The 23,842-nt window shown below is 57.1% G+C and carries 24 protein-coding genes, 2 pseudogenes and 1 riboswitch; of the genes and pseudogenes, 9 read left to right on the plus strand and 17 right to left on the minus strand.

The annotated features are described in order from the left end of the window. Nucleotides 1–4: 4 nt before the first annotated feature. Nucleotides 5–388: pseudogene (locus tag FJQ55_RS24025) on the plus strand (TniQ family protein); the annotation flags it as partial. A 171-nt stretch (nucleotides 389–559) separates the two neighbouring features. After that, nucleotides 560–841 (plus strand): hypothetical protein, encoded by a 282-nt coding sequence (locus FJQ55_RS23755; protein ID WP_236769788.1) that lies wholly within the window; start codon nucleotides 560–562, stop codon nucleotides 839–841. Between the two features lie 114 nt (nucleotides 842–955). Here FJQ55_RS23755 and FJQ55_RS21310 read toward each other — a convergent pair whose 3' ends face one another. After that, complete coding sequence (locus tag FJQ55_RS21310; RefSeq protein ID WP_075627923.1) at nucleotides 956–1,927, minus strand: malate dehydrogenase; 972 nt, start codon at nucleotides 1,925–1,927, stop codon at nucleotides 956–958. A 30-nt stretch (nucleotides 1,928–1,957) separates the two neighbouring features. Continuing rightward, on the minus strand, nucleotides 1,958–2,719 hold the full coding sequence (locus FJQ55_RS21315) for a substrate-binding domain-containing protein (RefSeq protein ID WP_140831800.1): 762 nt from the start codon (nucleotides 2,717–2,719) through the stop codon (nucleotides 1,958–1,960). A gap of 126 nt (nucleotides 2,720–2,845) precedes the next feature. Between FJQ55_RS21315 and FJQ55_RS21320 the strand changes: the two genes are divergently transcribed. The 6 genes from FJQ55_RS21320 (at nucleotide 2,846) to FJQ55_RS21345 (ending at nucleotide 8,443) form a co-directional block, all read left to right on the plus strand. Beyond that, nucleotides 2,846–3,724, plus strand: a complete 879-nt coding sequence (locus FJQ55_RS21320; RefSeq protein WP_140831803.1) for a LysR family transcriptional regulator — start codon at nucleotides 2,846–2,848, stop codon at nucleotides 3,722–3,724. Between the two features lie 5 nt (nucleotides 3,725–3,729). After that, a complete protein-coding gene (locus FJQ55_RS21325) occupies nucleotides 3,730–4,356 on the plus strand; it encodes a uracil-DNA glycosylase family protein (protein WP_075627920.1) in 627 nt (208 codons plus the stop codon). Between the two features lie 63 nt (nucleotides 4,357–4,419). Continuing rightward, the gene (locus FJQ55_RS21330) at nucleotides 4,420–5,562 is read left to right on the plus strand and encodes a TDT family transporter (protein ID WP_078057769.1); all 1,143 of its coding nucleotides are present in this window, start codon (nucleotides 4,420–4,422) and stop codon (nucleotides 5,560–5,562) included. 65 nt (nucleotides 5,563–5,627) lie between these two features. Continuing rightward, nucleotides 5,628–6,248: a DsbA family protein gene (locus FJQ55_RS21335; RefSeq protein ID WP_075632869.1), complete on the plus strand. Its 621-nt coding sequence runs from the start codon at nucleotides 5,628–5,630 to the stop codon at nucleotides 6,246–6,248. 420 nt (nucleotides 6,249–6,668) lie between these two features. After that, entirely contained in the window at nucleotides 6,669–7,070 is a 402-nt protein-coding gene (locus FJQ55_RS21340; RefSeq protein ID WP_075632868.1) for a DUF305 domain-containing protein, read from the plus strand. Beyond that, on the plus strand, nucleotides 7,067–8,443 hold the full coding sequence (locus tag FJQ55_RS21345; protein ID WP_075627917.1) for a YncE family protein: 1,377 nt from the start codon (nucleotides 7,067–7,069) through the stop codon (nucleotides 8,441–8,443). The genes FJQ55_RS21340 and FJQ55_RS21345 overlap by 4 nt, the downstream gene beginning before the upstream one ends. A 99-nt stretch (nucleotides 8,444–8,542) precedes the next feature. Here FJQ55_RS21345 and FJQ55_RS21350 read toward each other — a convergent pair whose 3' ends face one another. The 10 genes and pseudogenes from FJQ55_RS21350 to FJQ55_RS21395 form a co-directional block, all read right to left on the minus strand. Continuing rightward, a complete protein-coding gene (locus FJQ55_RS21350) occupies nucleotides 8,543–9,322 on the minus strand; it encodes an anti-sigma factor family protein (RefSeq protein WP_075627916.1) in 780 nt (259 codons plus the stop codon). Beyond that, the gene (locus FJQ55_RS21355; RefSeq protein WP_075627972.1) at nucleotides 9,319–9,825 is read right to left on the minus strand and encodes a sigma-70 family RNA polymerase sigma factor; all 507 of its coding nucleotides are present in this window, start codon (nucleotides 9,823–9,825) and stop codon (nucleotides 9,319–9,321) included. The genes FJQ55_RS21350 and FJQ55_RS21355 overlap by 4 nt, the downstream gene beginning before the upstream one ends. A gap of 57 nt (nucleotides 9,826–9,882) precedes the next feature. Beyond that, complete coding sequence (locus FJQ55_RS21360; RefSeq protein WP_140831805.1) at nucleotides 9,883–10,305, minus strand: nuclear transport factor 2-like protein; 423 nt, start codon at nucleotides 10,303–10,305, stop codon at nucleotides 9,883–9,885. A 176-nt stretch (nucleotides 10,306–10,481) separates the two neighbouring features. After that, a complete protein-coding gene (locus tag FJQ55_RS21365) occupies nucleotides 10,482–11,288 on the minus strand; it encodes a universal stress protein (RefSeq protein WP_075627914.1) in 807 nt (268 codons plus the stop codon). A gap of 217 nt (nucleotides 11,289–11,505) precedes the next feature. Beyond that, nucleotides 11,506–11,943: an EamA family transporter gene (locus FJQ55_RS21375; protein WP_075627912.1), complete on the minus strand. Its 438-nt coding sequence runs from the start codon at nucleotides 11,941–11,943 to the stop codon at nucleotides 11,506–11,508. Next, nucleotides 11,940–12,329 carry a fluoride efflux transporter CrcB gene (crcB, locus tag FJQ55_RS21380; protein WP_075627911.1) on the minus strand — a complete coding sequence of 130 codons (390 nt, stop codon included), beginning with the start codon at nucleotides 12,327–12,329 and terminating at the stop codon, nucleotides 11,940–11,942. The genes FJQ55_RS21375 and crcB overlap by 4 nt, the downstream gene beginning before the upstream one ends. Nucleotides 12,330–12,339: 10 nt before the next feature. Then, a complete protein-coding gene (locus FJQ55_RS21385; RefSeq protein ID WP_075627910.1) occupies nucleotides 12,340–14,157 on the minus strand; it encodes a voltage-gated chloride channel family protein in 1,818 nt (605 codons plus the stop codon). A 95-nt stretch (nucleotides 14,158–14,252) separates the two neighbouring features. Next, nucleotides 14,253–14,332, minus strand: a riboswitch (Fluoride riboswitch). Nucleotides 14,333–14,404: 72 nt separating this feature from the next. Then, nucleotides 14,405–14,518, minus strand: a pseudogene (locus tag FJQ55_RS23765) (cytochrome b); the annotation flags it as partial. 31 nt (nucleotides 14,519–14,549) lie between these two features. Further along, nucleotides 14,550–15,236 carry an SMC-Scp complex subunit ScpB gene (gene scpB / locus FJQ55_RS21390; protein WP_140831807.1) on the minus strand — a complete coding sequence of 229 codons (687 nt, stop codon included), beginning with the start codon at nucleotides 15,234–15,236 and terminating at the stop codon, nucleotides 14,550–14,552. 2 nt (nucleotides 15,237–15,238) lie between these two features. Next, the gene (locus FJQ55_RS21395) at nucleotides 15,239–16,192 is read right to left on the minus strand and encodes a DUF1403 family protein (RefSeq protein WP_246085236.1); all 954 of its coding nucleotides are present in this window, start codon (nucleotides 16,190–16,192) and stop codon (nucleotides 15,239–15,241) included. 124 nt (nucleotides 16,193–16,316) lie between these two features. On the opposite strand from FJQ55_RS21395, the gene FJQ55_RS21400 reads away from it, so the two are divergent. Continuing rightward, nucleotides 16,317–17,450 (plus strand): site-specific integrase, encoded by a 1,134-nt coding sequence (locus tag FJQ55_RS21400; RefSeq protein WP_140831812.1) that lies wholly within the window; start codon nucleotides 16,317–16,319, stop codon nucleotides 17,448–17,450. 179 nt (nucleotides 17,451–17,629) lie between these two features. Here FJQ55_RS21400 and FJQ55_RS21405 read toward each other — a convergent pair whose 3' ends face one another. The 5 genes from FJQ55_RS21405 to repB all read right to left on the minus strand — a co-directional run bounded on the left by FJQ55_RS21405 (nucleotide 17,630) and on the right by repB (nucleotide 23,784). After that, the gene (locus tag FJQ55_RS21405) at nucleotides 17,630–19,471 is read right to left on the minus strand and encodes an endonuclease NucS domain-containing protein (protein WP_140831814.1); all 1,842 of its coding nucleotides are present in this window, start codon (nucleotides 19,469–19,471) and stop codon (nucleotides 17,630–17,632) included. Nucleotides 19,472–19,819: 348 nt separating this feature from the next. Next, the gene (locus FJQ55_RS21410; protein ID WP_140831817.1) at nucleotides 19,820–20,353 is read right to left on the minus strand and encodes a restriction endonuclease; all 534 of its coding nucleotides are present in this window, start codon (nucleotides 20,351–20,353) and stop codon (nucleotides 19,820–19,822) included. Continuing rightward, nucleotides 20,353–21,261 carry a restriction endonuclease gene (locus tag FJQ55_RS21415; protein ID WP_140831819.1) on the minus strand — a complete coding sequence of 303 codons (909 nt, stop codon included), beginning with the start codon at nucleotides 21,259–21,261 and terminating at the stop codon, nucleotides 20,353–20,355. The genes FJQ55_RS21410 and FJQ55_RS21415 overlap by 1 nt, the downstream gene beginning before the upstream one ends. Nucleotides 21,262–21,432: 171 nt before the next feature. After that, nucleotides 21,433–22,650, minus strand: coding sequence for a plasmid replication protein RepC (gene repC / locus FJQ55_RS21420; protein WP_140831822.1), 1,218 nt, complete (start codon nucleotides 22,648–22,650; stop codon nucleotides 21,433–21,435). A 174-nt stretch (nucleotides 22,651–22,824) separates the two neighbouring features. Then, entirely contained in the window at nucleotides 22,825–23,784 is a 960-nt protein-coding gene (repB, locus tag FJQ55_RS21425; protein WP_140831824.1) for a plasmid partitioning protein RepB, read from the minus strand. Nucleotides 23,785–23,842: the final 58 nt, after the last annotated feature.

Genomic DNA, 23,842 nt, shown 5'->3' on the forward strand with positions numbered 1-23,842 from the left:
ACTGATGGTGGTCATTCCGCAGGAGCGCTACCGGGACGTTGTGTATGAACGGTGGCCGGTTAAAGTAGAACCACACGCCGACGAACTCCTGTCGAGCTGGTTACATCGGATCGCTTCTGCCAATGGCGTAGCACCGCGAGATTTTGCGCGCGTTCTTGGACTGCGCCACAGAATGTGGTCTGCCAGGTTCGATTTAAAACTTCAGGACGATGTCTTGGACCAGCTCTCGGAGGGATCTGGAATTCCGAGAGACCGATTGTCGTCAATGGCCTTGCAGCCATGTGATTACAGACACATGCCGCTACCACTGGTCATCAAAGCCCGTCGTGCTGCTTCGACGTGGCTGCAATTCTGTCCTGCGTGCCTCGATTCTGATCAGCCCCCATATTTTCGGAGGGGATGGCGACACTCGACTAGAATCTCCTGCTTTATCCACAGGTGCGGATTACGCGACCGTTGCCCATCGTGCCACCGCGGAATTACTGCCTTCGCTCAGCCACGGCTTGTCGGCCAGCATGTCTGCACCTCTTGCGCTTATGACCTGCGGCGGGCATCCAAGGTGCCGGTGACCATTGAAGCGCAATACTTTGAACAGATAATCAATCGTTCTATCGGTACAGTGGCGAACATCCTGGCGACGAACAATCCGCCGAAATGGCCTTGGCGACAAGATTTGATCGCAGTTCTACCGACTATGTCGGTTTCCAGCCGGATACGCTTGTTCGAGCGCTTCATCCCCGACGACGCCTATCTGGATGAGGGCTTCGTCCTTCCCATTCGGCGGTCGAAGCGGATTATGAAAGATAAAATTGAACCAGCCCGTCAAGCTGCAGCTCGCTGATCGTCGTGGCGGCATTCGCCTCTTCGGAGGCTGGCGCCTATTCTCAGAAATTTTGCGGAGAACAGGCGTGCAATCTCCGCACAGGTTCTGTGCCAGCCTCCCCATCCCACCATATCAGGATAAGGCGTCGCGCTCTCCGACAAGCTCTTCTATCGTTTTGTCCAGCTTACTCTTCTGAAACCCGTCCAGATCGAGACCTTCAACGACGCTATAATCACCGTCCTCGCACATCACAGGTACGCCACACACCAGACCCTCCGGTATGCCATACTGTCCCTGCGATATAACAGCCATCGATGTCCAGCGCCCATCCGTGCCATGCATCCAATCACGCATCTGATCGATCGCTGCATTGGCGGCGGATGCCGCGGACGACGCGCCGCGCGCCTCTATGATGGCGGTGCCACGCCTTGCGATCTCAGGGATCAGCACCTCCTTGTACCAATGGTCGTCGGCGATGGTCTCGGATAAGGGCCTTCCGGCAGCCGTTGCATAGGTCCAGTCGGCAAACATGGTCGGCGAGTGATTGCCCCACACAACGAGCTTGTCGATGTCGCCGACGCCACAGGCGGCCTTGCGCGCCAGTTGGGTCAACGCCCTGTTGTGATCAAGCCGGATCATCGAGCTGACCTGCCTTGGGTTAAAGTCCGGAGCATTGGCGATCAGGATGGAAGCGTTGGTGTTGGCAGGGTTGCCAACCACCAAAATTTTGGCCCGGCGTCCGGCGACTTCGTTGATCGCCCTGCCCTGCACCTTGAAGATCTCTGCATTCGCAGCAAGCAGGTCCCGCCGTTCCATACCCTTTGATCGCGGTCTGGAGCCGACGAGGAACGCCGCATCGACACCTTCGAACGCCTGGCGGGGATCATCCGTCATGACGATGTTGTGCAGCAGCGGAAAGGCGCAGTCTTCCAGTTCCATGACGACGCCGCGTACGGCGTCCTGGGCTTGAGGCAGATCGAGAAGTCGAAGTTCGATCGGCTGCGACTTGCCATAAAGGTCACCATTCGCCAGCCGAAACAGCAGGGAATAGCAGATCTGGCCGGCAGCACCGGTCACAGCGATCTTTTTGGGAGTGGATTGCATGGTCGTTATCTTTCCTGAGACGGTATAGGGTTATTTCGAGGGCGTGGTCCAGCCGGCCTTGGCAAAGATCGCCTTGGCCTCAGGGCCCTGAAGGAATTGCGAAAACGCTTTGGCGTCGGCATTCTTGCCTCCGCGCTCAGTCAGCACGATCCCGGTGTCTCGATAGATGCGATAGTCCGGTTCGACCTCGACGACATCTGCGAGTTTTGGATTGGCGACCTGCCAGATGTTCCAAATGATCCACGCGTCGTAAGACTTGTCCTCGGTCCAGGCTTTTTTGGCTTCGGCACTGTTGGCGGCAAACGTCTTGATATTGGCGCGAAGAGCTTTCACCTTTTCAATGTCGCCGGTTCGTCCGGCCATGTCTTCCCAAAGACCGTTCTGCCCGGCACCATTGACGACAAGCACTTTGTGGCCGGGCTTGAACAGATCGGCGAGGCCGGTGATCTTCTCCGGGTTCCCCGGACGCACCAGGATAGCGGATGGGCGCAGGTAGAGCGGCACGACATCGGCGTCCTTGATCTGGCCGTCCATCGCCTTCACGAAATCCGACATCATCGTCTCGGAGCCGCTGAAGATCAGGTCGGCATTGTCTTTAGCCTTGCCGATCCATTGCGGCGTCGGGCCGGCGGTAACGATAACCTTGTTGTCGGAGCTTTTCTCGAAGGCGGCTGCCGCCTCCTTCATGGCAGGGAGTGGTCCACCGGGACCATAGACGTGGATATCGGCGGCAAGCGTTGGTGCTGTCGTGGCGACAAGAATCGCCGCGCCGGTGATGATGGATTTCAGCATGGTATTTCCTCCGTGTCTGGTAGGAGAAAACTAGCGCCATTCTGCATCAGTTCCATCGCATAATTTTGCTACGAACATTCGGAAAAATCGATTATAACTCGGAGCAGATTCAAGGTTGCTATCTTCATGACCCTCGACCAGTTGCGCATCTTCGCCGAAGTCGCCCGCCAACAGCACATCACCAAGGCTGCCAAAGCGATGAACATGACGCAGTCGGCCGTCAGTGCTGCGGTCATCGCGCTTGAGGAACGGCACGGCGTGGCTTTGTTCGACCGGATCGGTCGTTCTATCGTCCTAAACCAAACCGGAACGATCTTTCTCGAGCATGCACTTCAGGTCTTGGCTGAAGCGAAAGCCGCCGAGTCTGCGCTAAGCGACCTTGCCGGACTTTTGCGCGGGGAATTGTCTGTTATGGCGAGCCAGACTGTTGGCGCCTATTGGCTGCCTTCCAGGCTTGCGACTTTCCACGCACGCTATCCTGGTCTCGGTCTCGACGTCAGGATCGGCAATACCGAGGCGGTAGGCGACGCGGTTGAGGCAGGGCGGGTTGAGCTCGGCGTTGTAGAGGGCGCGGTCGACAGACCGGCCTTGTCGTCGCGCATGATCGCCACGGATGAGATGATCCTCGTCGTGTCGCCAACTCATCCATGGGCCAAAGGCAAAAAGCTCGGAAAGGCCGATTTTGAAGACGCGACATGGGTTCTTCGCGAGCCCGGATCGGGAACACGGCTCGCCTTCGAGACGATGATGACGAAAGAGAAATTGAAGCTGCAGGCGTTGAACGTTGCAATTGTCCTGCCCGGAAACGAGGCCGTGCTCGGCGCAGTCGAGGCCGGCATGGGGGCAACACTGACATCGCGAAGTGCTGCCCAGACCGAACTCAACAGCGGCCTGCTGGTCGAGGCCAATGCTTCTCCGCTTCCGCGGCCATTCTTCCTGCTCCGGCATAAGGAGCGGTATCGCTCCAAGGCGGCCGATGCGTTCGAAGCCCTGTTGTCGGAATAGACACGATGACCTATCGCGGACCTGATACGCTCTGGCACGAGCATCGACGCGAGAAGCGGTTGGCCGCGCTTGACAGCGCGCATATGCAGCCATTGAACGCCTTCCGGGAGCACCTTCAGCTCAACTCCGACCGGGATATGCCGAACTTCGATCCATACGATGGCGGTATCAGCGCAAGACTGCTGATCCTTTTGGAGACGCCTGGACCAAGTCCGGTCGAACGCGGCCGGCGTTTCGTTTCGATCGATAACCCGACCGGCACGGCGAAGAACCTGCGCACGGCGCTGACTGGCGCAGGGATATCGCGCCGAGACATCGTTCTGTGGAATACAGTCCCGTGGGTCCGCGCAACCCGAGGCTCGATCGTGGCCAGCGAGCGGCGCGAGGGCATCATGGGACTTGCAGGCCTTCTGCCGCTGCTGCCGAACCTACGTGTCGCCATCCTGGCGGGCGCGGTGGCGAGCGGTGCTGAAGGGGTACTGGTGGATGCCGGCATCGAGGTGATACTCTGCCCCCATCCGAGCCCGACGCTGATCAATACCTCGCCGACGCTGCGCGACCGCCTTCACGCGGCTTTCGAAGCTGCCGCCGCAAAACTCGATCAATCGAAAACGGCGATCGAAATATCCTGAACTATGCGTTGGAACTGATCGATGTACCCTCGTATTTTCTCCTCAACGATCAGGAGAAATTCGATGCACAAGGTTGTTGCCTTCAAGAGGCCGGTCACGCCAGCCCCGGACGTTCCTATGCAGGGCTACGTCATACGAAATTTTACGCCAAATTGGTTCGCGACCACGATGGGCACCGGCATCCTTTCGGTCGCTCTCGCACAGTTTCCTGGGCATCCGTGGCTTTTCGCGATGGGTCAGGCGCTTTGGCTCTTCAATATCCTGCTATTTGCCACCTGCACAACGCTCTACACGGCACGCTGGCTGCTCTATTTTCATGAGGCAAGCCGCGTCTTCTCGCATTCTGTCGTGTCGATGTTTTTTGGCTGCATCCCGATGGGACTGGCCACGATTATAAATGGCTTCCTGATCTACGGCATCCCGCATATCGGCGACACGGCGGTGGCAATCGCAACGACGCTCTGGTGGATCGACGTCACACTGTCGCTGGCCTGCGGTCTTGCAATCCCGTTCATGATGTTTACGCGCCAATCCCACTCGATTGACCAAATGACAGCGGTCTGGCTGCTGCCGATCGTGGCGAGCGAGGTGGCGGCCGTCAGCGGTGGCCTGCTTTTGCCCCACATCGCCGACGCTCAAACGCAGTTGACGGTGCTGATGACCAGCCTGGTCCTATGGGCCTGCTCGGTTCCGCTGGCCATGAGCGTGCTCGTGATCCTTTTCCTGCGCATGGCGGTCCACAAGCTTCCGCATGTCAACATGGCCGCCTCGAGCTGGCTGGCTCTCGGCCCGATCGGAACCGGTGCCCTTGGTCTTCTCGTCATGAGCCAGACCGGACCCGCCGTGTTGTCGGCGAATGGATTGGCGAGCGTTGCTCCGGCCTTCGGTGGTGCCAGCTTCCTCGGCGCGATCCTCCTGTGGGGCTACGGCATCTGGTGGCTGGCGACTGCTGTCCTGATCACCCTGCGCTACCTTCGCGAGGGCCTGCCATTCAATATCGGCTGGTGGGGCTATACCTTCCCGCTTGGCGTGTTTGCCGTCGCCACACTTCGTCTCTCAACGATGGTGCCGATGTCGTCTATCGCGATCTTTGGCGCGGTTCTTGTTACTGCACTTGTCTGCATGTGGCTGCTGGTCGCGGCCAAGACGATCAAGGGCACTCTTGACCGCTCGCTCTTCGTCTCGCCCTGCCTCAAGGCCGACTGATGATCGAAACACTCCGGCATTGCTCATGCCGGAGTGTTTTTTCTCGTAACCGAACAGGAGAAGACATGACGTTTCGTATGATGGCCGTGATCGTCGGCATTGCTTTGGGATGCGTGACATCGGCCAAGGCCGAACCCGTGCAGGATTTGATGAACCCGGCCGTATTCCAAGACAGCTTCGTTGGCGAGAAGACCGCTCCAGTGACGCTTGTCGTCTATTCCTCCCCAACCTGCAGCCACTGCATCGACTTCCATGAACGAGACCTGCCGAAACTGCATGATACATATGTCGCATCGGGTAAGTTGAAGATCGCTTACCGGCCCTTCGTGCGAAACTCGGTGGATGCCGTTATCTTCATGCTGGCGAATGCGCGGGGCCGAGACAAATTCGACGAGACGGTATCGTCCTTCATGACGAAATTCGATGAGATTGCCGGCGCCGCCAATGCCGAGGATGCATTGCGCGAGATCGCCGCTAGCATGGGCATCGACCGCGCGGGTTTCGATCGCGCTGTCGCCGATCAGGCCTATCTCGACAAGCTCAATGCTGCGACAACCGAAGCGAACAAAAAATTCGGAGTCGCCGGCACGCCATCGTTTTTCGTCAACGGCCACCAGGTTCGGATTGAAATGAGTTTCAACGAGGTCGCCAAAGCAGTCATGAAAGCCACCGCCAGCCTGGAGTGAAACCAAAATCTGAGAGTGGCGGAATTCCCTGTGGGAAGTTTTCCTACGATCGACCAGGCTGGTTTTCCTCTGAAAAGACGGACGACTGGGCGCCGTCGTCGAACGGCTTAGAATGTGTGCTTTTTCGCCCTGTTCCAACCGACTGTTCATTCTCCATACCGTAATCCGCTGCGGGTATCGCCCTCAGACATCGTTCACAGGCAGATTGGATCCGCCGCGCGTGATCCTCTTGGCGGCATATGAGCAAGCAGTATTTCGGCACGCTTCGTGTCAAGATACGCCTTCCATAATTCTTAGCGCAGACCGGCAAGTACCGCGCGTGCCAACCGCTCACGCCGACGTGAGAACAAATACGGATGAGCAATGGAATAAACGGCGACCCACAGCGTTCTTATCCACTCAAGCCAAAAGGATTTTGCCATGCGCGTCTACAGTTTCATACTTGTTGCCAGTTTCGTCTTTGTGGGAAGTGCATCTGCTGAGCAGTCCCACGACCACCATCCGGCGATGAGCATGGAAGATAGCGGCACTTCCACTGCGTTCTCCAAAAGCATGAAGGTCGCCATGGACAAAATGCATGCCGGCATGATGGCGGTCCCCGAAACAGGCAATCCAGACCACGATTTTCTGGCGCAAATGATCCCGCATCACCAGGGCGCCATCGACATGGCCAAGGCTGTGTTGCTCACCACCAAAGATCCGCAGATCCGAAACCTCGCCCAGTCGATCATTACAGAGCAGGCTTACGAAATTCAGTTGATGAATTCGATGCTCACACAACAGCGCGGCTCCGTCGCCGCCAACCCGGAGACTTCGAAATGACACGTTCCGCAGCCCTGCTGATCGCCCTGATGGCGAGCACGCCAGCCTTTGCCCTGCCCGAATCCAAGGACCGGGTCTATGCTGCTGACCAGAACAGCAACACCGTATCTGTCATCGATCCATCGACCAACACGCTTCTCGGCCTGATCAAGCTCGGCGACCCACGCCCGAATGTCTTGAGCCCGCTTTACAAGGGTGAGGTCAACGTCCACGGCCTTGGCTTCTCGCCGGATCACCGTACCATCGTCGCCGTCTCGACGGTGACCAATTCCGTGACCTTCATCGATACCGCGACAAACAAGATCAAAGGTGTCGCCTATATCGGCCGCAACCCGCACGAGGCCTTCTTCACGCCGGATGGCAAACACGTCTGGGCAACCGTGCGTGGCGAGGATTACCTTTCGGTCATTGATGCGAAGACATTCAAGGAGACCGATCGCATCAAGACCGAGAGCGGTCCCGGCATGACGATCTTTACGCCAGACGGCAAGCGCGCCTTTGTGGCCAACAGCTTCAATCCGGTCGTTCAGGTGTTCGATGTCGCGTCGAAAAAGCTGCTCGCATCCATTCCGGTGGTCTCCCCATTCTCACCGTTCATTCAGGTGACACCAGATGGAAAGGAAGCCTGGCTAACCCACAAGGATGTCGGCAAGGTGACGCGGATTGATACCAAGACATTGAAAGTCAAGGGCGTGATCGATAGCGGTCCGATCACCAACCATCTGGCGTTCGCCAAAACATCCGCCGGAACATTGGCTTATGTGACCATCGGCGGCGAGAACGTCGTAAAAGTCTACACGCTGAACGACGAGGCCAAGCTGATAGCCACCATTCCCGTCGGTGCCTTGCCGCACGGTGTCTGGGGTTCGGGCGACGGCAGCCGCGTCTTTGTTGGCCTCGAAAATGGCGACGCGGTGGACGTGATCGACACTCAGAAGAATGAGAAGATCGCCCATATCCCCTCAGGCCAGGCCCCACAAGCGCTGATCTACGTTCCGGATGCGGTCCCGACAGGCGATGGCCGCCAAAACCTTGAACCACGCAAGGACATGCCGGAGAACATCACACTTATGCTGAAGCCTGCCGCAGATGCGCAAGGCGGCGGAATGGTCGTCTCGCGCAATCTTGGCCTGATCGATATCGTAGATCTCAGCGTTTCGAAATTGAAGCCGGACACGGCTTATGCGCTGTTGTTCGAAGGTCAGCCGGAACCGATCGTGGCGTTCAAGACAGATGCCAAAGGTGCCGCGATGGCATCTGCCACCAGTCCGACCCGCTCCATCGTTAAACCGGGCGAAGCCTCCAAGACACCTAAGGTTATCCTCGTTGAGGGAACAGAACCGCTAGCAAATGCGGTCTTGCAGAGCAACTAACAGTTTGGCTACCTGTTACGGGCAACCCCAAAACAAGTTGACTGCGGCGTTCTTACAATGCCGCAGTCATTTTTGACACCGCACTGAGATTGACCGGATTCAAATCATTCCTTGATAGATCGCAGTTGCGATCGGAAGGAGCTTTGCCCGATCGACCGAGGCGGATACCGCGAAATCGAACCCCTGATCCACCCAGACAAAACTGGACACGCCGTTTTTCTCTTCAAACGTGAACGCTGTCTGCGCTGATTGGCCGGCGCGTAGATAAACGGCCAGCCTCTCGCCTTTGTCATCCTCGTACATGAGTTGTGCAGCCGCAGCGCCACCGCCCGGAAGGACGCGTCCGCCGAGCAGCTTATACCCGAATGCCGAAAGGTTCGGTGGCGTCAGTGCCCGGCCGGATCGCTTCGACAGCCATGTGACCAGATGTGCCTCGTCATCCGCTCCAACTTCGACCGGATGGGCTACTTCGACCACGAAGGTCCGATAGGCGTCAGATGCATTCGCGGCAAAACCCGCCTCGGACAATCGCGCTGCGTTGATTTGCACGCCTTCAGGCTTTAGCCACCAGCCACCGGCCAGGCCTATTCCCAGGAAGATGCAAGCGGTCATGGCGGAGCGATACCAGCCTTGTCTTCGCAAAGCTGCGTTGGACTGAAGGTTGGCGATGCGCAGCCGCGCTGGAATGGGCTCTGCGAATTTTTCAGACAGCCGCACACGCAAAGCTTCCCGGTCCGCAAGCTGTTGCGTGACCCTTGCGCTCACTTCAGGATGACCAGCAAGATAGGCGTCGACAAGCGCCTGACGGTCAGGCGGCAGCTTTCCGTCAATGTAAGCCTGAAGATCATCTTCGCCGATCGGCGAACCGGTGTTCATCATTTTACCCTTCGCAAGGTCACGGGCGTCTTGTTGTCTAGGATAGATCGGAATTTCTGCCTGGCGCGCGACAGCCGCGACATCACGGTTCCTACCGGCACACCAATGACGGCAGCAGCCTGCTCATAGGACAGATCCTCGACGCCAACCAGAAGCAGAAGCGATTTTTGATCGTCGGAAAGCCTATCGAGCGCTTCGAGTATATCGCGCACGGCAATGCCATGATCCTGATCGGCTGGCGATCCGGGGAGCATAACGGTATCGAGGTCGTGGTGTGGACCCCGGCGCTGGGATTGGCGTCCAGCCGAGATGTGCAGGTTTCGCATGATGGTAAACAGCCATGCCCGCAGGTCACCATCAGTCCGGCGCAGATACCAGCGCGATATCGCACGCTCAAGGCAATCCTGCACGAGATCGTCGGCGCGGTTGTGATCACGCAGAAGCGCGAAGGCATAGCGTCGCAATGCCGGTATTTCAGCCTCCAGTCGCATCGCCATTGTCGACATCATCAGCCCTTCGGATCGGTGGCCACACCGGCGAAGCCGGCATGGCCACCCGTCGCCTTACTTTGCAGGCGGGTTGACCTGCCAGATTTCGTCGACAAGTTTTCCGTCACGATAGGTCATGATGTAAAGAACGGGAACCTTGTTCTTGCCGGCAAAGACAACATTCGCGGCAACGGTCGCGCCCTTGGGATTGGCTGCCTCCCAGAGTTCACCGACTGTGGCGGTCTGTTCGCCCTGTGCCGTCGAGAATTTGGCCCAGACTTCCGCAATCGCCTTTTCCGACGCATAAGTGCCGTCGAGCGGACCACCAATCCAGGCAAGGGAAGGATCCTTGCCGTAGTCTTTGGTGATTGTCGCGACATCGCCCTTGGCAATCGCTTCGATACGGGTCTTGGCCATGTCCATGGCAGGGCCAGCAAGGGCTGCACCGGTAGACATGAGAAAAGCGAGCGGCAGAGCCATCAGAACTGTTTTGCGCATAGTGTGATCTCCTTGTTGAAATGACAGCAGAGAGACGCTGGCAATCACGCGTTATTCCACCCGGCAGCAAAATAATTTTTCACTCTTTCACTGCGCTCAAGGATATGGAACTCTTTTTTGCTTGTAGAACGGCTTCCTTGGGCGAAGTTCCACATGAAGATGCGTCGTATTTGGGCCTAATGGCTAAGAAAAGCGGGCAAACTTGTGTGGTCCATCACTGTCTTCGTGGCCCCGCCAAAGACGGCCTCAAGAAATGCGCCATGACGGTAGGCGCCCATCAAAAGTGTATCGGCACCGCCCCTATTGGCCTTTTCCAGAAATTCGTCGGCGTTTTTCGCCACGGAGGTCTGCAGCCGCCCTGTCCCGCTGACATGCAGTGACTGAATGAACCCAACCGCCTCTGGGACTTCGTTCTCGTGTGCTGCGAGAATTACCAATGTATCAGCAGCGCGGAGCCAAGCTCTGGCCTTTTGAAGGCAAGAACGTATTTCGTCATCGTCCCTCCAGAAAATGGCAATCGAGCGGCCGAAAGAAACCGCAGTTCCGTTAGTATCCGGCGTAAAAACCACCAGCCTATGATGATCGAAGAGCGCCGCATGCAGGGCGTCGCCGCCGTCCATCGATTGCGGGCGGGCGATGGTCACCAGATCGGCCGATCCGAGATGATTGCGGACACCGTCTTCTTCTCCACCATCAGCTTCCACCCACTCGACCTTGGCGCCAGCCGGCGACGGTTCACGCCCTGCCGACCACTCCTCGAAGATCTTTCTGACCTCGTTCCGTCGCTGAGAGGCCGTGCCCTCATCGCGGATCCGCATTTCCTGCATGTCGACTTCCTCTACACTGCCTCCGATCTTGGCGGGATCGACGCAAACATGGAGCGCCGTGATTGTTGATCCCGGTTCGACCGCTGATGCAGCGTCGGCGATCAGCAGGCTGGAAAGGGCTGTTTTAGGATGTGGGATGAGCGCAACAACGTGCATGGTGTTCCTCCTGATTCAGATTTCCTGCGACGCAGCTTCTGCGTCCCGTTCGTCTCGTGTTCGAAATGAGCGATACCGCCATCGCCCATCCGTCGGCTCCCATCGCCTCCACACGACTTCCAGCCAGAATATACGATCATCCTCTGGTAGAACTGCGTGCCACGCGTACCAGACCTGCCAGATGGGGAGACGGAGTGGGTTCGACATCTGGTCTGCTCTAGGCGCGGTAAGCGACGAGGACAGCGCCGCAGGCAATCAGGCAGACGCCAAGCCAATTGGGGAGCGACAGACGCTCCCCCAGAAAGAGTACGGCAAAGATTGCGACAAAGACGACACTGAGCTTGTCGATCGGCGCAACGCGTGCGGCATCACCGAGTTTCAACGCCCGGAAATAGCAGATCCACGACGCGCCGGTTGCCAGGCCCGATAGAACAAGGAAACTCCAGCTACGGCCGGACACCGTACCCGGCGATTGCCAGTTTCCGGTGACATAGACCATCATCCCGGCGGCGGCCAGAATGACGATCGTGCGAATGAAAGTCGCGAAATCGGAATTGACGTTTTCGACCCCGACTTTTGCGAAGATAGCCGTCATTGCCGCAAAGCCAGCCGACAATAGCGCCCAGAAGGGCCAGCCAAGAAGAATACTTTTCATGCCGTTTGACCTCCAACCATACCACGCACCAGCGCCATGCCAGCGAACACTGCAATGAATGCCAGGATGACAGAAGCGCTGGCGTAGAGGATGGCGGCGCTAGTCTCTCCCCTTTCCCAAAGCCCTACAGCATCCAGCGAAAACGTCGAGAAGGTCGTAAAACCGCCAAGAATGCCGGTTGTCAGAAACAACCGCAGTTCCTGCGGCAGCCCGGTTCGCATGACAAAAATCTCCGTCAGGATACCCATCAGCAATGACCCGATGATATTGATCGATAAGGTTGCCCATGGAAAACCAAGTCCGAGCAGATGGGCCACTATAAGGTTCACACCATGGCGGACGGCACCACCGACGCCTGCATCCAGAAATACGATGACAAATCCCATGATCGCTTCCTCAGAACGTGCTGGATGACGACAAGCGACCCGACAGCGCGTCTTGCGCCGCAATCTCTTCACCCAGGACTTCCCACTGCTCGATATGCTTGTAGATGACCACCTTGCGGCATAGCAACTCACCGTGCGTCCGGCAGAAGGTCTCGAGATCCTGCTTCGGCGCGATCAGTTCGACGCACATGGTGAGATTGGGGTTCTGGATCTCCACACCTTCTGACTGCATCTTGCCGTGGTTGCTGTATCCGAACGTCGTGTGATGAGCGACCGCATTGATGATCCCTGCCGCTTTCGCCTGGATCACAAGTTCACGATAGAGCGGCTTGCTGCCGAACCAGCGCTTAGCCGCCTTCACTTTCTCCCCAGGGCGAAGATAGATGCGCACCATGCCGAATTCGCGTGAGGAGACGGTGTGGGTCATGACGATAGGCCTTTCGGTCAGATTGGAGTGAATGGAGAGGGAATTTGCATGCGTTGCCACAGGCGCGGGCGTTCTGCCGCCCTTCGTGCGGATCGCGCGCACCGGAACACCGGTCGGCAGGTCCGAACCAGCCGATTTGACGACGCCGATACGCTGAGACAAATAGATGCTCGAATGGCCGCTGAAGAGGTAAGCGAGAAAGCAGGCGGTGGCGATATAGACGCCATGGGTGGCCCCGAAGAGTTCAATCCCCATGACCATGCAGGCAAGTGGCGTGTTCGTTGCGCCAGCAAAGACGGCGACGAAGCCAAGTCCCGCCATCAAATCGACCGGGGCGCCGAGAAGCCCGCCGAGCGCACTGCCAAGCCCTGCACCGATGAAAAACAGCGGCGTCACCTCACCACCCTTGAAGCCGGCCGAGAGTGTGATGATCGTGAACAGTGCCTTCCACAACCAGCTCCAGTAATCGACGTGATCAGGGCGGAAGAAGCCGAGAATGGTCGGGTCCGCCGGATCAGGCGACCAGACCCCCAAGCCGAGATAGGCTCGAGTTCCAAGAAGATAGGTCAGGCCGATCAGGACCAGCCCTGCGAGGACGGGCCTTAGCGGCGCGTACCTGATCACCTTTTTCAAGAGGGCCGACAGATCGTGGCTGGCCTCGGCAAAGAGATGGGCGACCAACCCGAATATCACCCCTGCCAGAGAGACTTTCGCCAGTAGCCAACCGTCGAGATTGAAGGCGCCGCCGATATCGAAATTGGACAGATAGGCGATATGATACTGGATATGACCGATTCCCCAGGCATGACAGGTCCAGTCGGCCAAGATGGCCGCCATCAGAGCAGGCAGAAGGGCCTCATATTGCATGCGCCCGATGGTCAGCACCTCCAGCGCAAAGATCGCGCCGGCGATCGGCGTTCCGAAGACTGCCCCAAACCCTGCCGCGATACCTGCCATCAGCAGGATGCGGATGTCGGCGGTTGATAGCTTGAACAGTTTGGCTAAGGCGCTGGCGATACTACCGCCCAGCTGAACCGCCGTTCCTTCGCGTCCGGCCGACCCTCCGACAAGATGGGTGAGTACAGTCGAGACGAGGACGAAGGGCGCCATGCGTAGCGGCACGCCGCCACCTGGCTCATGGATCTGGTCGACGATAAGATTGTTGCCGGCCTCAGCCGTCCCGCCGAAGCGCCCGTAGGCCCAGACCATGGCAAAACCGGCGATCGGCATCAGAAAGATCAGCCAGGGATAGGCGAAGCGCAGTTCCGTGGCGCGATCGAGGCTCCAGAGGAAAAAGGCGACAAGGGACCCGACAATCATCGCCATCGGGACGGTGACCGCAACCCATTTGCCGATGCTCTGGATTTGCTGAAGGCGCAGGCTGGAAAACTGACGGATCATCACGCGAGCGCTCCAGAAAAAGCGCACGCCACAACGACGATCGAATTCGATAGTTGGTAATCTGACACAACTCTACCCCTCTGCCGGCTGCGGCAAGTTGAGTAGGAGTCATCAGCTTCATCCTGCGAAGCGGTTCGGCCACCATGGCCAGGCAGAATCCATTACCGGAAACTTGAGTAGATGAAGTCTGGTGCCGCGTCAACATGGCCGAAGCTGCAGCGGCAGCCGGAAAGGCGCGGATCAGATGCTAGCCGCTTGTCATGCGACGCAGGACATCTGTCCGGAAATAAAAATGCTGTGCCAAAGCACCAACGGCGTGCGCAGCGATCGTCGCCCGCAGGATCGCCTTCAATACCTGTGAAGTGCGCAATGCGGTACCAAGCCGAAAGCTGTCAATCTTCCAACATGTCGTCCCCGATGGCCGGGTCAGTATCCACCGAGCCACCCTGCTTACTTAAGAGACCAGCGTCTTCCAGCGCCTCGATATTTGGCAGGTCCCGCAATGTCTCCATGCCAAAGGCCGAGAGGAAATATGGCGTCGTGACATAGGTATATGGGGCGCCCGGAGTGGGGCTCCGTGGGCCGGAGCCGATAAAACCTGCTCCACGCAAACCGCCGATCGTATCGCGGCTGACGTCCTTGCCAAATATCTTTGACAACTCACCGCGCGTGATTGGCTGGTAATATCCGACAGCCATCAGCACCATCGCCTCAAATTCAGACAACGCTGCCACACCGCCTCGCGGAGGCGCGGACGAAGCACGGATCGTCTCGGCAAACCTTGGTCGGCTCCGGTGTTGCCACCCGCCTGCGACCGAGACCAGTTCATAAGGGCGATCTCGCAGCTCTCCGACCAGGTCGTCGATCAGCAGGTCGATGCTGCAGTCTTTGCCGACCACCCGCGCCAGAGTCTCGCGGCTGACCGGCTCGGAGGACGCAAAGATGACCGCCTCGACCCGCATCATCCATTCCCGCCAGCGCATTTCCGACGGCAAGTCCAGGAGCTCGCGATCATACAGGATCTCCTGCTTGCGTTCCTCGGCTTTACGGCGGGGTTTGGCTGCGCGCGCTCCTGCCATTGTCACAATCCAAATATTCGGAAGGAGGACCGGCCCGAGAGCTCGCGTATCGCCTCAAAGCCTTCGAGCCGCTCGAACAGCCGGCTTGCCGCCCATCGTGACAGGCTGGCCCCGGCTGCCGAAGCGGATACAGCGTCTTCGTTCAACAGCCGACGGATGACCGGTTCAGCTCCTCTGGTCCTGACTTTGGCTGCGATGGCCAACAAACGGCTAGCGCGGCGATCGATCTCCGCAGCGGAACGAAGTGCCAGTTCGGCGCCATCGACAATCGCCATGCAGATCGCTTTCGAATAGGTTGACTCACCCGGCTTGACGCGACCCCGGCCACCGATGGTGCGGAAAGCTGGGCCAAAGCGCTCGGGTAGCACCAGGGGAACTGGTTGAGACCAGTTCAGCTTCTGAGCCAGCACCATCTCGCCCAGACCAAGTGCTAACACTTCTGCGTCCGGGCGAGCCGTAGAAATCGCCATTATAAGGTCCGCCACCGCGAAAGGTGCCGAACGCCCGGACTGGATGGCAGAATCAACGAGATCAGGGACCGAGGCAAGATTGTCGTCCCACCGGATCGATAGAAGCGTGGCCAATTCCTTTATAAACGATGTGCCCGGCATGCCGATCCGGCGGGATAGCATTCGTGTGGCCAAAAACAGCTTCCCGGCAGGACCGGGATCACCGTCCGCGGGCGTCAACAAAACGGCGTCCCGCAGCGCGGGCTCTTCCTCGTTGCGACCGAGCATCCTGGCCGCGACGGCGGCTGACTTGAGAGCAAGACGATCACGCCAGCAGCCTATCCATGGTGTATTCGAACGGATCAAATCGTCGAGTGATTTCAGCGCGATACCTGCGGCGAAAGCAGCATCCCGCTCGTCAATGTCACGGCCACGCGCCAGCGCCCAGCTTGGGAGGTGGCCGGGCCATGTGGAGGTGGCAGAGGACGCAGATGTGATCGAATCCATGCGCAGCAGCATAAATCAGATGTGCGGTTTTTGCTAGTTTTTTCCTAATAAACCGCACAGCCTGTCGCGAAGATAAAACGTCCGATAATGTTGCATTATCGGACGTTTTGCTCATTATAGAGAAATGGCCCAGATCATCGAGCAAAACAGCGAAAATCACGTCGAGGAAACCGCAGCGCCGTCTCTCAGCACGGCGGCAGAGCATGATGTTTCCGTGCCGCAGGTGTCGGGCGATAGGCCACTCCCCTCTCTCGCCGGCGACGATCATCCACCAGCCCATCTTGCAAGCCTCGCCGACCGGGCTCGGACCTATCTCGAGGCGGCGAGTTCCGCCAACACCCGTAAAGCCTATACTTCCGACTGGAAGCACTTTTCCGCCTGGTGCCGCCGGTCCGGCCTCACCCCCCTTCCCCCGCATCCGCAGACCGTAGGGCTTTATATCACGGCCTGCGCGTCGGGTGCGGCCGAGCGGGGGATGAAGGCGAATTCAGTCTCAACCATCGAAAGGCGTCTTTCGTCGCTGTCGTGGAACTATGCCCAGCGCGGACTCGTGCTTGACCGAAAAGACCGGCACATCGCCACCGTGATGGCCGGTATCCGCAACAGCCATGCGCGGCCGCCGGTCCAGAAGGAAGCGATCATGGCGGAAGATATCATCGCCATGGTCGAGACGCTCGATCGCGGTACACTGCGCGGCCTGCGGGATCGGGCCATGTTGCTCATCGGCTTTGCTGGAGGTCTTCGCCGCTCCGAGATCGTTGGCCTCGACCTGAAGGCAGACCAGACTGAGGACGGTCGTGGTTGGATCGAAATCCTCGATAAGGGCATGCTGATTACGCTGCGCGGTAAAACCGGATGGCGAGAGGTCGAAGTCGGTCGCGGCTCGGCCGATGCGACCTGCCCGGTCGCGGCAATCGAGACCTGGATCAAGTTCGCCAAGCTGGCTCATGGCCCCCTGTTCCGCCGTGTGACGGGGCAAGGGAAGGCTGTCGTATCGGAGCGGCTGAACGACAAGGAAGTGGCCCGGCTGGTGAAACGCACCGCAATGGCCGCAGGCGTTCGTGGCGATCTCAGCGAAATTGAACGCGCTTTCAAGTTCTCCGGCCACTCCCTTCGCGCGGGTCTCGCCTCCTCGGCCGAGGTCGATGAGCGTTATGTGCAAAAACAGCTCGGCCATGCTTCCGCGGAAATGACCCGCAGATATCAACGCCGGCGGGATCGCTTCCGCGTGAATCTCACCAAGGCATCGGGGCTTTAGGTGGCCCTCCCCTACTCTGACCCGAAGGAATGCGGTGTTCTTGCAGTGAGAACCCCGTCACAGCCCTCGGCTTGGTATCGGAAGTCCGAGTATATCATGGGACCGCTGATTGCAATCGAGCTTTTAACCTAGACTCTGCGCTCTCAGGCTGCCAGTCGCTGATCCTGCCCGCGCCCTAGCTAAACACTTTGAGCATTCTCTACCAACTGCCAACCCTTGCTGGTTGCGACATAAATCTCACCGGTATATCTGCCGTTTGAGCGGGTTTTGTCGATCAAGCAAGCCGCGCACCAGTTTCCAGAAAGCCCTCCTCGGAACGAAGCGTCGGCCATGTAGCGTAGGTGTGCAAATTGGCGGCCACAGTGGTCACAACCGTTGGGTAGGGAGTCCAACCAAAACTCATTCGTGAGGGTCGCATGCGTGATCGATATTAGTTGATCCAGATACGTCTCGGCCTGAATAATCTTCTTATGATGGAAGCCCGCGATGGCCTTTTCGAATCCTGTGTCCGTTTCACCAAAAAACCGGGCTAATTCGGCCACGGCGTCACTGGCATATATCACGAAGTCCGGAAGCCCTTCTTTCGCTGATTGCACGACCATTTCTTGCCCTTGTAGGCGAACACGATGAAAGCTCCTTTCGGATGTCTTTCCGATCGAATAGCGCAGGCCGAGATCCGACATGACATCCATGTTTCGTAGTCGATGCGAGCCCCGATATTTCTCCGACGTATAGTTTCGCGCCTCATTACCAAAGTGACGACGTACGACGGATCGAACATCTACCTGTGCTCCGTCCCATTCGAGAAAGCCCACAAACTTCTCGCGATAGGTCAGGAAATCGATCTCGCATCGCAGTGCAGGGGTGTATAGGCTCGCCTCGTAGTGCTCCGCCGCCAGAACTCGGAGAATATCGTCATTACTGTAGATCTGAAGCCTTATTACCGCCGGACCGCGTGAGCTAGCATACTCGAAGAGTTCACGCAGAGTTGCATGCCATTCGTTGTTGAATTGAAGCGCACGCTTTGCCGCTGCGGCTAGTTCCCCCATTTGTGCGTTCGATTCGGTCGTAGCAACAATGTCGAGTTCATTGTATGAATCCGTCACGACGAGTTCTTTGATTAGGTGTGCGTCATCCAATAATAAGTCGACGAACCTACCATACCGCTTGATTTCAGCATTCTGGACACGGGCCTCTGTAAACCATTCGCCTGCTCTTTCCGGGTACGAGATCGTCGAAGCGACTGATCTTAATCCCGCATGAACTACATCGAAACCAGGTTCATACATCTGATCAGCCGCAGCCGCTTCTTGGTCGAACTCGAGGGCATAGCTTTCGACGTGATCCTTGACTTCGCGAAATGTCTCTCGCGAGACCCGTTTCTCGAGATGCCTCAAATAAAACTGTTTCGATTTTTGCTGCTGTGCAAAATACAGGTAGTGCATTTCATCTGCCTGTTCTTTGGAGCAGATCAAGATGAAATCATCAATGCCGCTAGCGCTCATGTGGCTTGCGACAAGTGGAATGGCTCGATCAATGTCAGATCGAAACCTAAATTGCCATAGGTAATGCCTTCGACAAAACCGGCGATTCGAAATACGCGGAACCGCTTCGACTTTTTCAACGCGTACGAGATTCTCGCTCCCCAGTACAATACGACCAGCCGAGACGTCATAGGAGCAATTCTGTATCCACTCAGAAAATGGAACTCGCAGATCCTCCCAATCCGCTGATAGAAGAATAAAACGGTACTCTCTTTCCTTCAGCAGAAACTTGTGTCGGAGCAGGGCCGCATATTTGATGAGTTCGTGCACCGCATCACGCGAAGCATTTCGTGTCCTTTTGATCTCAATGATCACATACTCACCCCGCGGTCCAACCGCGAAGATATCGAGAAATCCGTCTGACCCGTTTGGGTTCTTGAGGTGGTGTTCTTTTCCAAGAGATTTCAAGCCCGGTTCTATCAGATCCAAATTCTCCATCAGGTAGTCTCGAATTTGGTCCTCATTTAGCCCGAGCATACTCGCCTCCTGAAACCACGTTAGTTTGCCTATTACTACCGGCACAACCGTTACAGAACAGCGAACATCATTGTTGAAGGTTGACCGACTAGAGCGCCCCACTCATTGATTTGTTCGAATCCTCCACAAGTTGCCAGCCGGAAACTTTGCCATTTTCCTATTTCAATTCATTAGCGGTAGGTTCGAATTTAATCGTCGGATTCTGCATCCCGCTGCGGGTGGATAGCACTCGCTTCATTCGCCATTAACTTTGGCTGGCCCCAGGCCACTTGGTACCACAGTAGCCGCCTGGTCTAAGATAAGTCAGCGAGACGAAAATGACCCCCTCCCGTAACCCTCGAAAAGAGTTCAAACCAACGCGCCCATTACCGCCAGATCACATAACTTTCGCTTGATCAGAACAACGATCTCATCGGTGTCGGTGAGTGCTAGGATTTCTGGCGCTGATATCACAATCAGCCGCCTCTTTTCCCTAAGCGCATCTGCGACGATCTTGTGCGCGGCTGTAAGGTCTCCTCCGTGGCCCGTGATGCCGCGGGTAGCAATAAGGATGCCGAACTCCATGCCACGATTGCGCAGCTTGGTGTCGAACCAATTCACTTCCCCACTCCCGACCCGTGAGGACCAATTTTTACACTCGACGAGGATGATGTCCGGTAAGAACGGTAACCCCAGCGGGCTCTTCTCATTCCAAAACGCTACGTCGATTTCCTCTGTATCGAAGACGTTCATCACGTTACGGCGGGTAATCGAAACACCGGGAACAAGGCCAAAAAGGTAGCAAACCAAATCTTCCAGCGCACGACCCTGCTCGGTGGTCGTCGCCGCATTCTCGCCTGCGTCCAGATATCCTTGTACTGCTTGCGGATCGATCGCGGCCATCAGATCTGTCCGTGGACGCGCCGATTTCGGAGACCGCGAACCACATCAGTGAATGGAACCCCTCGCATTTCGCCCAGTAAGTCTTTCATTGATATCACGAGAACGGTTGGGTTCGCCGCCCAATGGCTTGCGGCAGCCGGCCCATCTCCGTAAATCAATAAACTCCAAGTCGAATTCGCATTGCGTGCCGCAGAAGCAAGTTGATCACTCACGCGCTTAAACTGAGCCCTGTTGTCGAGCTTTAGTTTCAGTTGAATAAGCAAGGGATTTCCCATTGCTCCGTGAAATGAATCCGACCAAATTGCTAGGTCAACTCCCCGATCACTGGAAGTCGTCTCAGATAGGACATCGATCCCGGATTTCCGAATAACTCTGGCGACCAGTTTCTCGAACCCAACTCCATCTCGACGGTCCCTGACATCGAGGTAGTCTGCCCAAAGACTATCGGCTTCGTCGCCTAAGCCATGCTCCTCCTTCGGTTTCGACGTTGGTAAGTGTTCCGTACCTGAACGTGGAGGAGCGGCAAGAACTTGGCTAATCGCAAAATCAATCGCGTCGCGGTTTTGTAGGCTAGCGCGGACAGTTAACAGCCCATGTAAGTCTGAGGGCAAAGGTTCTCCCGAGGAAGGAGCAAAAACGAGCACCTGCCTCCCTACTCCCATCGCAATTCCAAGTTCGAAAAATACATTGTTTCTGAGGTCGGACGAGGCACTGGATGAGCCAGGAACCACGCAAATAAAGAGGTCCGCTTTCTGAATCATTTCAACAATGCTTCTTTGGATGTGGGAGCCTGGAAGCAGATCGTCGTATGTGAGGACCGACAAACCGCGCTGTCTGAGGACGTCGCGGATGACCTCCGTTTTAGCTCCCAAAGGAGCGGCGATAAAACAAGTCTCCATTCGTGCCATCAGATGCCCGCCACGGTGCTAGTAGTCGTTATTGTTCAGAATAGGTACCATACTTGGTTAAAGCGTACAGCTCACACGCCATCCGAATTCGAGGAGTTGTCAGCCGGAAACTTCCCCAAAAAGACGAAGAATTGATAATGATTGCAGAGCTTTATGAAGGCTCCGGCTGCTTTAACCTGCTTTTTGCGCACCGACGTCGTTTGCTCTCAGCTGTGCAAAGAGCATCGGTCCGAGCGAAAACTCCCCTCGCCGCGCTCTCGAAGTCAAATCGCGGAGGTAGCCGCCGGCTGAATTGATATGTCCCGTCCGTTCAAGGATGCACGCGATCGCGATCGCTGCCCCAGCTTGGCCCAAGACCTCACAGGCTTCCTCGTAGGCAGACGGGCTGACGCCCAACATTTGTCGGATGGTAACCGCGGCTGCCATCATCTCTCGCCAGCTACTGACCGAGCCGCCAGGCCCGTAGGCAGTTATCTCGGGGCAGGCCCGCAGGACCATCGACAACGGGAATACCTCCGGTTCGTCTTTCCGCGTCGTCGTTTTGTTCGTCACGGACTTTTCGCCCTGCTTCTTTTCGAAGCTAGGTTCAAGTTCATTGCAGGATTCGGTATTTGAATCCTGTATGTGGCATCCAAACGCGATGTCATTGCCATCGCTTTTTTTGATTTCTTCTTGTGTTTCCAACATTCTGGAGACTTCCTCATGAAGAAGGTTCATCTCATCGAGGCTAGTCGAGATGTCGTCCAATGTCGGACGGCGCACAAAACGTCCCACTATGTCAATGAAGCACGCCTCAGCTGCCGCCCAATCACCTGGCAGGTTCTCCTCCATGCCGACAGTGATTAGCTTCCTCACGTCTCTACGTACGATCGTAAGGCGGTCCTTCATGATGCGGAACCGTCGCTGCTCAGCGGCAACCTCCTGCGCGAGGGCCGCGAACTCGGCGGCGCGAGCGAGAAGGGGGGCAAGGCTGAAGCCATAGGCGTCCTCGATGTCACCCTCGCCTGACTTGCGAGCGTATCGCTTGCCATTGGGACTATCCTTACGAATGATGATACCGGCTTCGACTAGGGTCCCAAGGCATTTACGAAGCGTCGTCCCGGCAATGCCGTTTGCGCGCGCAGACAGCTGAGCATTGGATGGGAACACGATTAGGTTCTTGTCACTTCCGAGCTCCGTGGCAGGAAAAAATGACAGAAGCGCGTTCAATACCGCCAGTGCCCGATCCTGGAGGCCAAGGCGGGTACGAGCGTCACCGATGTCGCGGAAGACGCGCCACTTGTCGACGGCCGTCGGTGTATCAGCCTTCTTCGTCTCAAACTGACGCTTCACCAGGGTAAGCGTCATCGGCCGCCGCCCAAAGGGCGTCGTTAAACTTCCCGTGTCCATGTCCTTCACCTTTCACAAGGCAAAGAAAAGGCTACGCCTGAATGGCGTTGACTCTTGACTGTGATTCCGGGAAGTGCGATTCTCTAAGCGACCAAACTGAGAGAGGCCTTCTGGAACACCGTTTCGGAGGGCTTTTTCTTTGCGCTATCGGTACCTTTCGTTGGTTGGCCTCATCTACCGCTTCGCCTTCTTGAACGACGCGTATATTTCGGGGAGGGCCGACAGAAGGTATTCGCCAAAATCCGGCGCTGCCTTCTTGTCGATCGTCAGTGTGACCGACCGCTTGTCCTGATGGTACTTTAGTGCCTTGACGCCGTCGTCAGCTTGCCAGACCTGCGGCCGCGGCTTGTCCTTCTTGGCCTTTTTAGGTGCAACGGCGTCGAAGACCCGCGAGAAACGCTCGTCCGACGATAGTGCTTGAGTTCCAGGATCCACCAAAAGCGCTCGCGCCAACCCGACAGTATCTTCATTGACGAACCGAGCCGCGAGTTCGTACCAGCGGTCACGTCCCGTTTTCGGAGCCGCCCCAATCGATTGGATGACGTCCTTCGGCAGTTGTGTCGCAGCCTGAATGAGCCGCGAGAGATTACTTTTGTCGACACCGAGCGCCGCCATTATCACTGGACGGTCAAAGCCGTTTGCCTCAAGCTCGGCCGCGTAAAGGGCTCGCTCGATGAACGAAAGATCGCGTCGTCCAGTATTCTCCTGACCCTGGGCTCGGACAAGCTCCTCATCGGTGAGGGGGCGAACGGAGGCCTTGACCATCATCCCCGCTGCTTTGACAGCGCGTAGACGACGACGCCCGTAGGCGACCTGATATCGTCCTTCTGCCGTCGGATGCGGCCGCACCAAAATTGGTACCTGTTGCCCGTTCTCGCGGATATTGCGCGCGAACTCCTCGAAGTCAGTCTCGTCTTCGGGAAGCCTGTCGCGCACCGGCGGTGCATCGATTAGATCCGGATCAAGTTCACTCAGTGACTGTGACTTGAGCAGCTCAATAGAACGCGAGACCGCACCAATAGCTCCCCTAGGCGCGTATTGCGGAGGGGCTGATTCTTGGTCTGGAGTTTCAGCTACCTCGGCAGCCGTTTGACTAGTAATCTTAAGGTCGGAGAGTAGATGCTTTCTAGCCATCCGCGCCTCCTTTCTGAATCACGTAAAGCTCGACGTAGGCCGGCGATTGAGGGCCAAT

Source organism: Rhizobium glycinendophyticum (assembly GCF_006443685.1).
Classification (GTDB): Bacteria; Pseudomonadota; Alphaproteobacteria; order Rhizobiales; family Rhizobiaceae; genus Allorhizobium; species Allorhizobium glycinendophyticum.

Bases quoted from the DNA above. Each gene is read 5' to 3' on its own strand.
- FJQ55_RS21310 (WP_075627923.1), bottom strand. From the start codon at position 1,927: ATGCAATCCACTCCCAAAAAGATCGCTGTGACCGGTGCTGCCGGCCAG.
- FJQ55_RS21315 (WP_140831800.1), bottom strand. From the start codon at position 2,719: ATGCTGAAATCCATCATCACCGGCGCGGCGATTCTTGTCGCCACGACA.
- FJQ55_RS21320 (WP_140831803.1), top strand. From the start codon at position 2,846: ATGACCCTCGACCAGTTGCGCATCTTCGCCGAAGTCGCCCGCCAACAG.
- FJQ55_RS21325 (WP_075627920.1), top strand. From the start codon at position 3,730: ATGACCTATCGCGGACCTGATACGCTCTGGCACGAGCATCGACGCGAG.
- FJQ55_RS21330 (WP_078057769.1), top strand. From the start codon at position 4,420: ATGCACAAGGTTGTTGCCTTCAAGAGGCCGGTCACGCCAGCCCCGGAC.
- FJQ55_RS21335 (WP_075632869.1), top strand. From the start codon at position 5,628: ATGACGTTTCGTATGATGGCCGTGATCGTCGGCATTGCTTTGGGATGC.
- FJQ55_RS21340 (WP_075632868.1), top strand. From the start codon at position 6,669: ATGCGCGTCTACAGTTTCATACTTGTTGCCAGTTTCGTCTTTGTGGGA.
- FJQ55_RS21345 (WP_075627917.1), top strand. From the start codon at position 7,067: ATGACACGTTCCGCAGCCCTGCTGATCGCCCTGATGGCGAGCACGCCA.
- FJQ55_RS21350 (WP_075627916.1), bottom strand. From the start codon at position 9,322: ATGATGAACACCGGTTCGCCGATCGGCGAAGATGATCTTCAGGCTTAC.
- FJQ55_RS21355 (WP_075627972.1), bottom strand. From the start codon at position 9,825: ATGTCGACAATGGCGATGCGACTGGAGGCTGAAATACCGGCATTGCGA.
- FJQ55_RS21360 (WP_140831805.1), bottom strand. From the start codon at position 10,305: ATGCGCAAAACAGTTCTGATGGCTCTGCCGCTCGCTTTTCTCATGTCT.
- FJQ55_RS21365 (WP_075627914.1), bottom strand. From the start codon at position 11,288: ATGCACGTTGTTGCGCTCATCCCACATCCTAAAACAGCCCTTTCCAGC.
- FJQ55_RS21375 (WP_075627912.1), bottom strand. From the start codon at position 11,943: ATGAAAAGTATTCTTCTTGGCTGGCCCTTCTGGGCGCTATTGTCGGCT.
- crcB (WP_075627911.1), bottom strand. From the start codon at position 12,329: ATGGGATTTGTCATCGTATTTCTGGATGCAGGCGTCGGTGGTGCCGTC.
- FJQ55_RS21385 (WP_075627910.1), bottom strand. From the start codon at position 14,157: ATGATCCGTCAGTTTTCCAGCCTGCGCCTTCAGCAAATCCAGAGCATC.
- scpB (WP_140831807.1), bottom strand. From the start codon at position 15,236: ATGGCAGGAGCGCGCGCAGCCAAACCCCGCCGTAAAGCCGAGGAACGC.
- FJQ55_RS21395 (WP_246085236.1), bottom strand. From the start codon at position 16,192: ATGGATTCGATCACATCTGCGTCCTCTGCCACCTCCACATGGCCCGGC.
- FJQ55_RS21400 (WP_140831812.1), top strand. From the start codon at position 16,317: ATGGCCCAGATCATCGAGCAAAACAGCGAAAATCACGTCGAGGAAACC.
- FJQ55_RS21405 (WP_140831814.1), bottom strand. From the start codon at position 19,471: ATGCTCGGGCTAAATGAGGACCAAATTCGAGACTACCTGATGGAGAAT.
- FJQ55_RS21410 (WP_140831817.1), bottom strand. From the start codon at position 20,353: ATGGCCGCGATCGATCCGCAAGCAGTACAAGGATATCTGGACGCAGGC.
- FJQ55_RS21415 (WP_140831819.1), bottom strand. From the start codon at position 21,261: ATGGCACGAATGGAGACTTGTTTTATCGCCGCTCCTTTGGGAGCTAAA.
- repC (WP_140831822.1), bottom strand. From the start codon at position 22,650: ATGGACACGGGAAGTTTAACGACGCCCTTTGGGCGGCGGCCGATGACG.
- repB (WP_140831824.1), bottom strand. From the start codon at position 23,784: ATGGCTAGAAAGCATCTACTCTCCGACCTTAAGATTACTAGTCAAACG.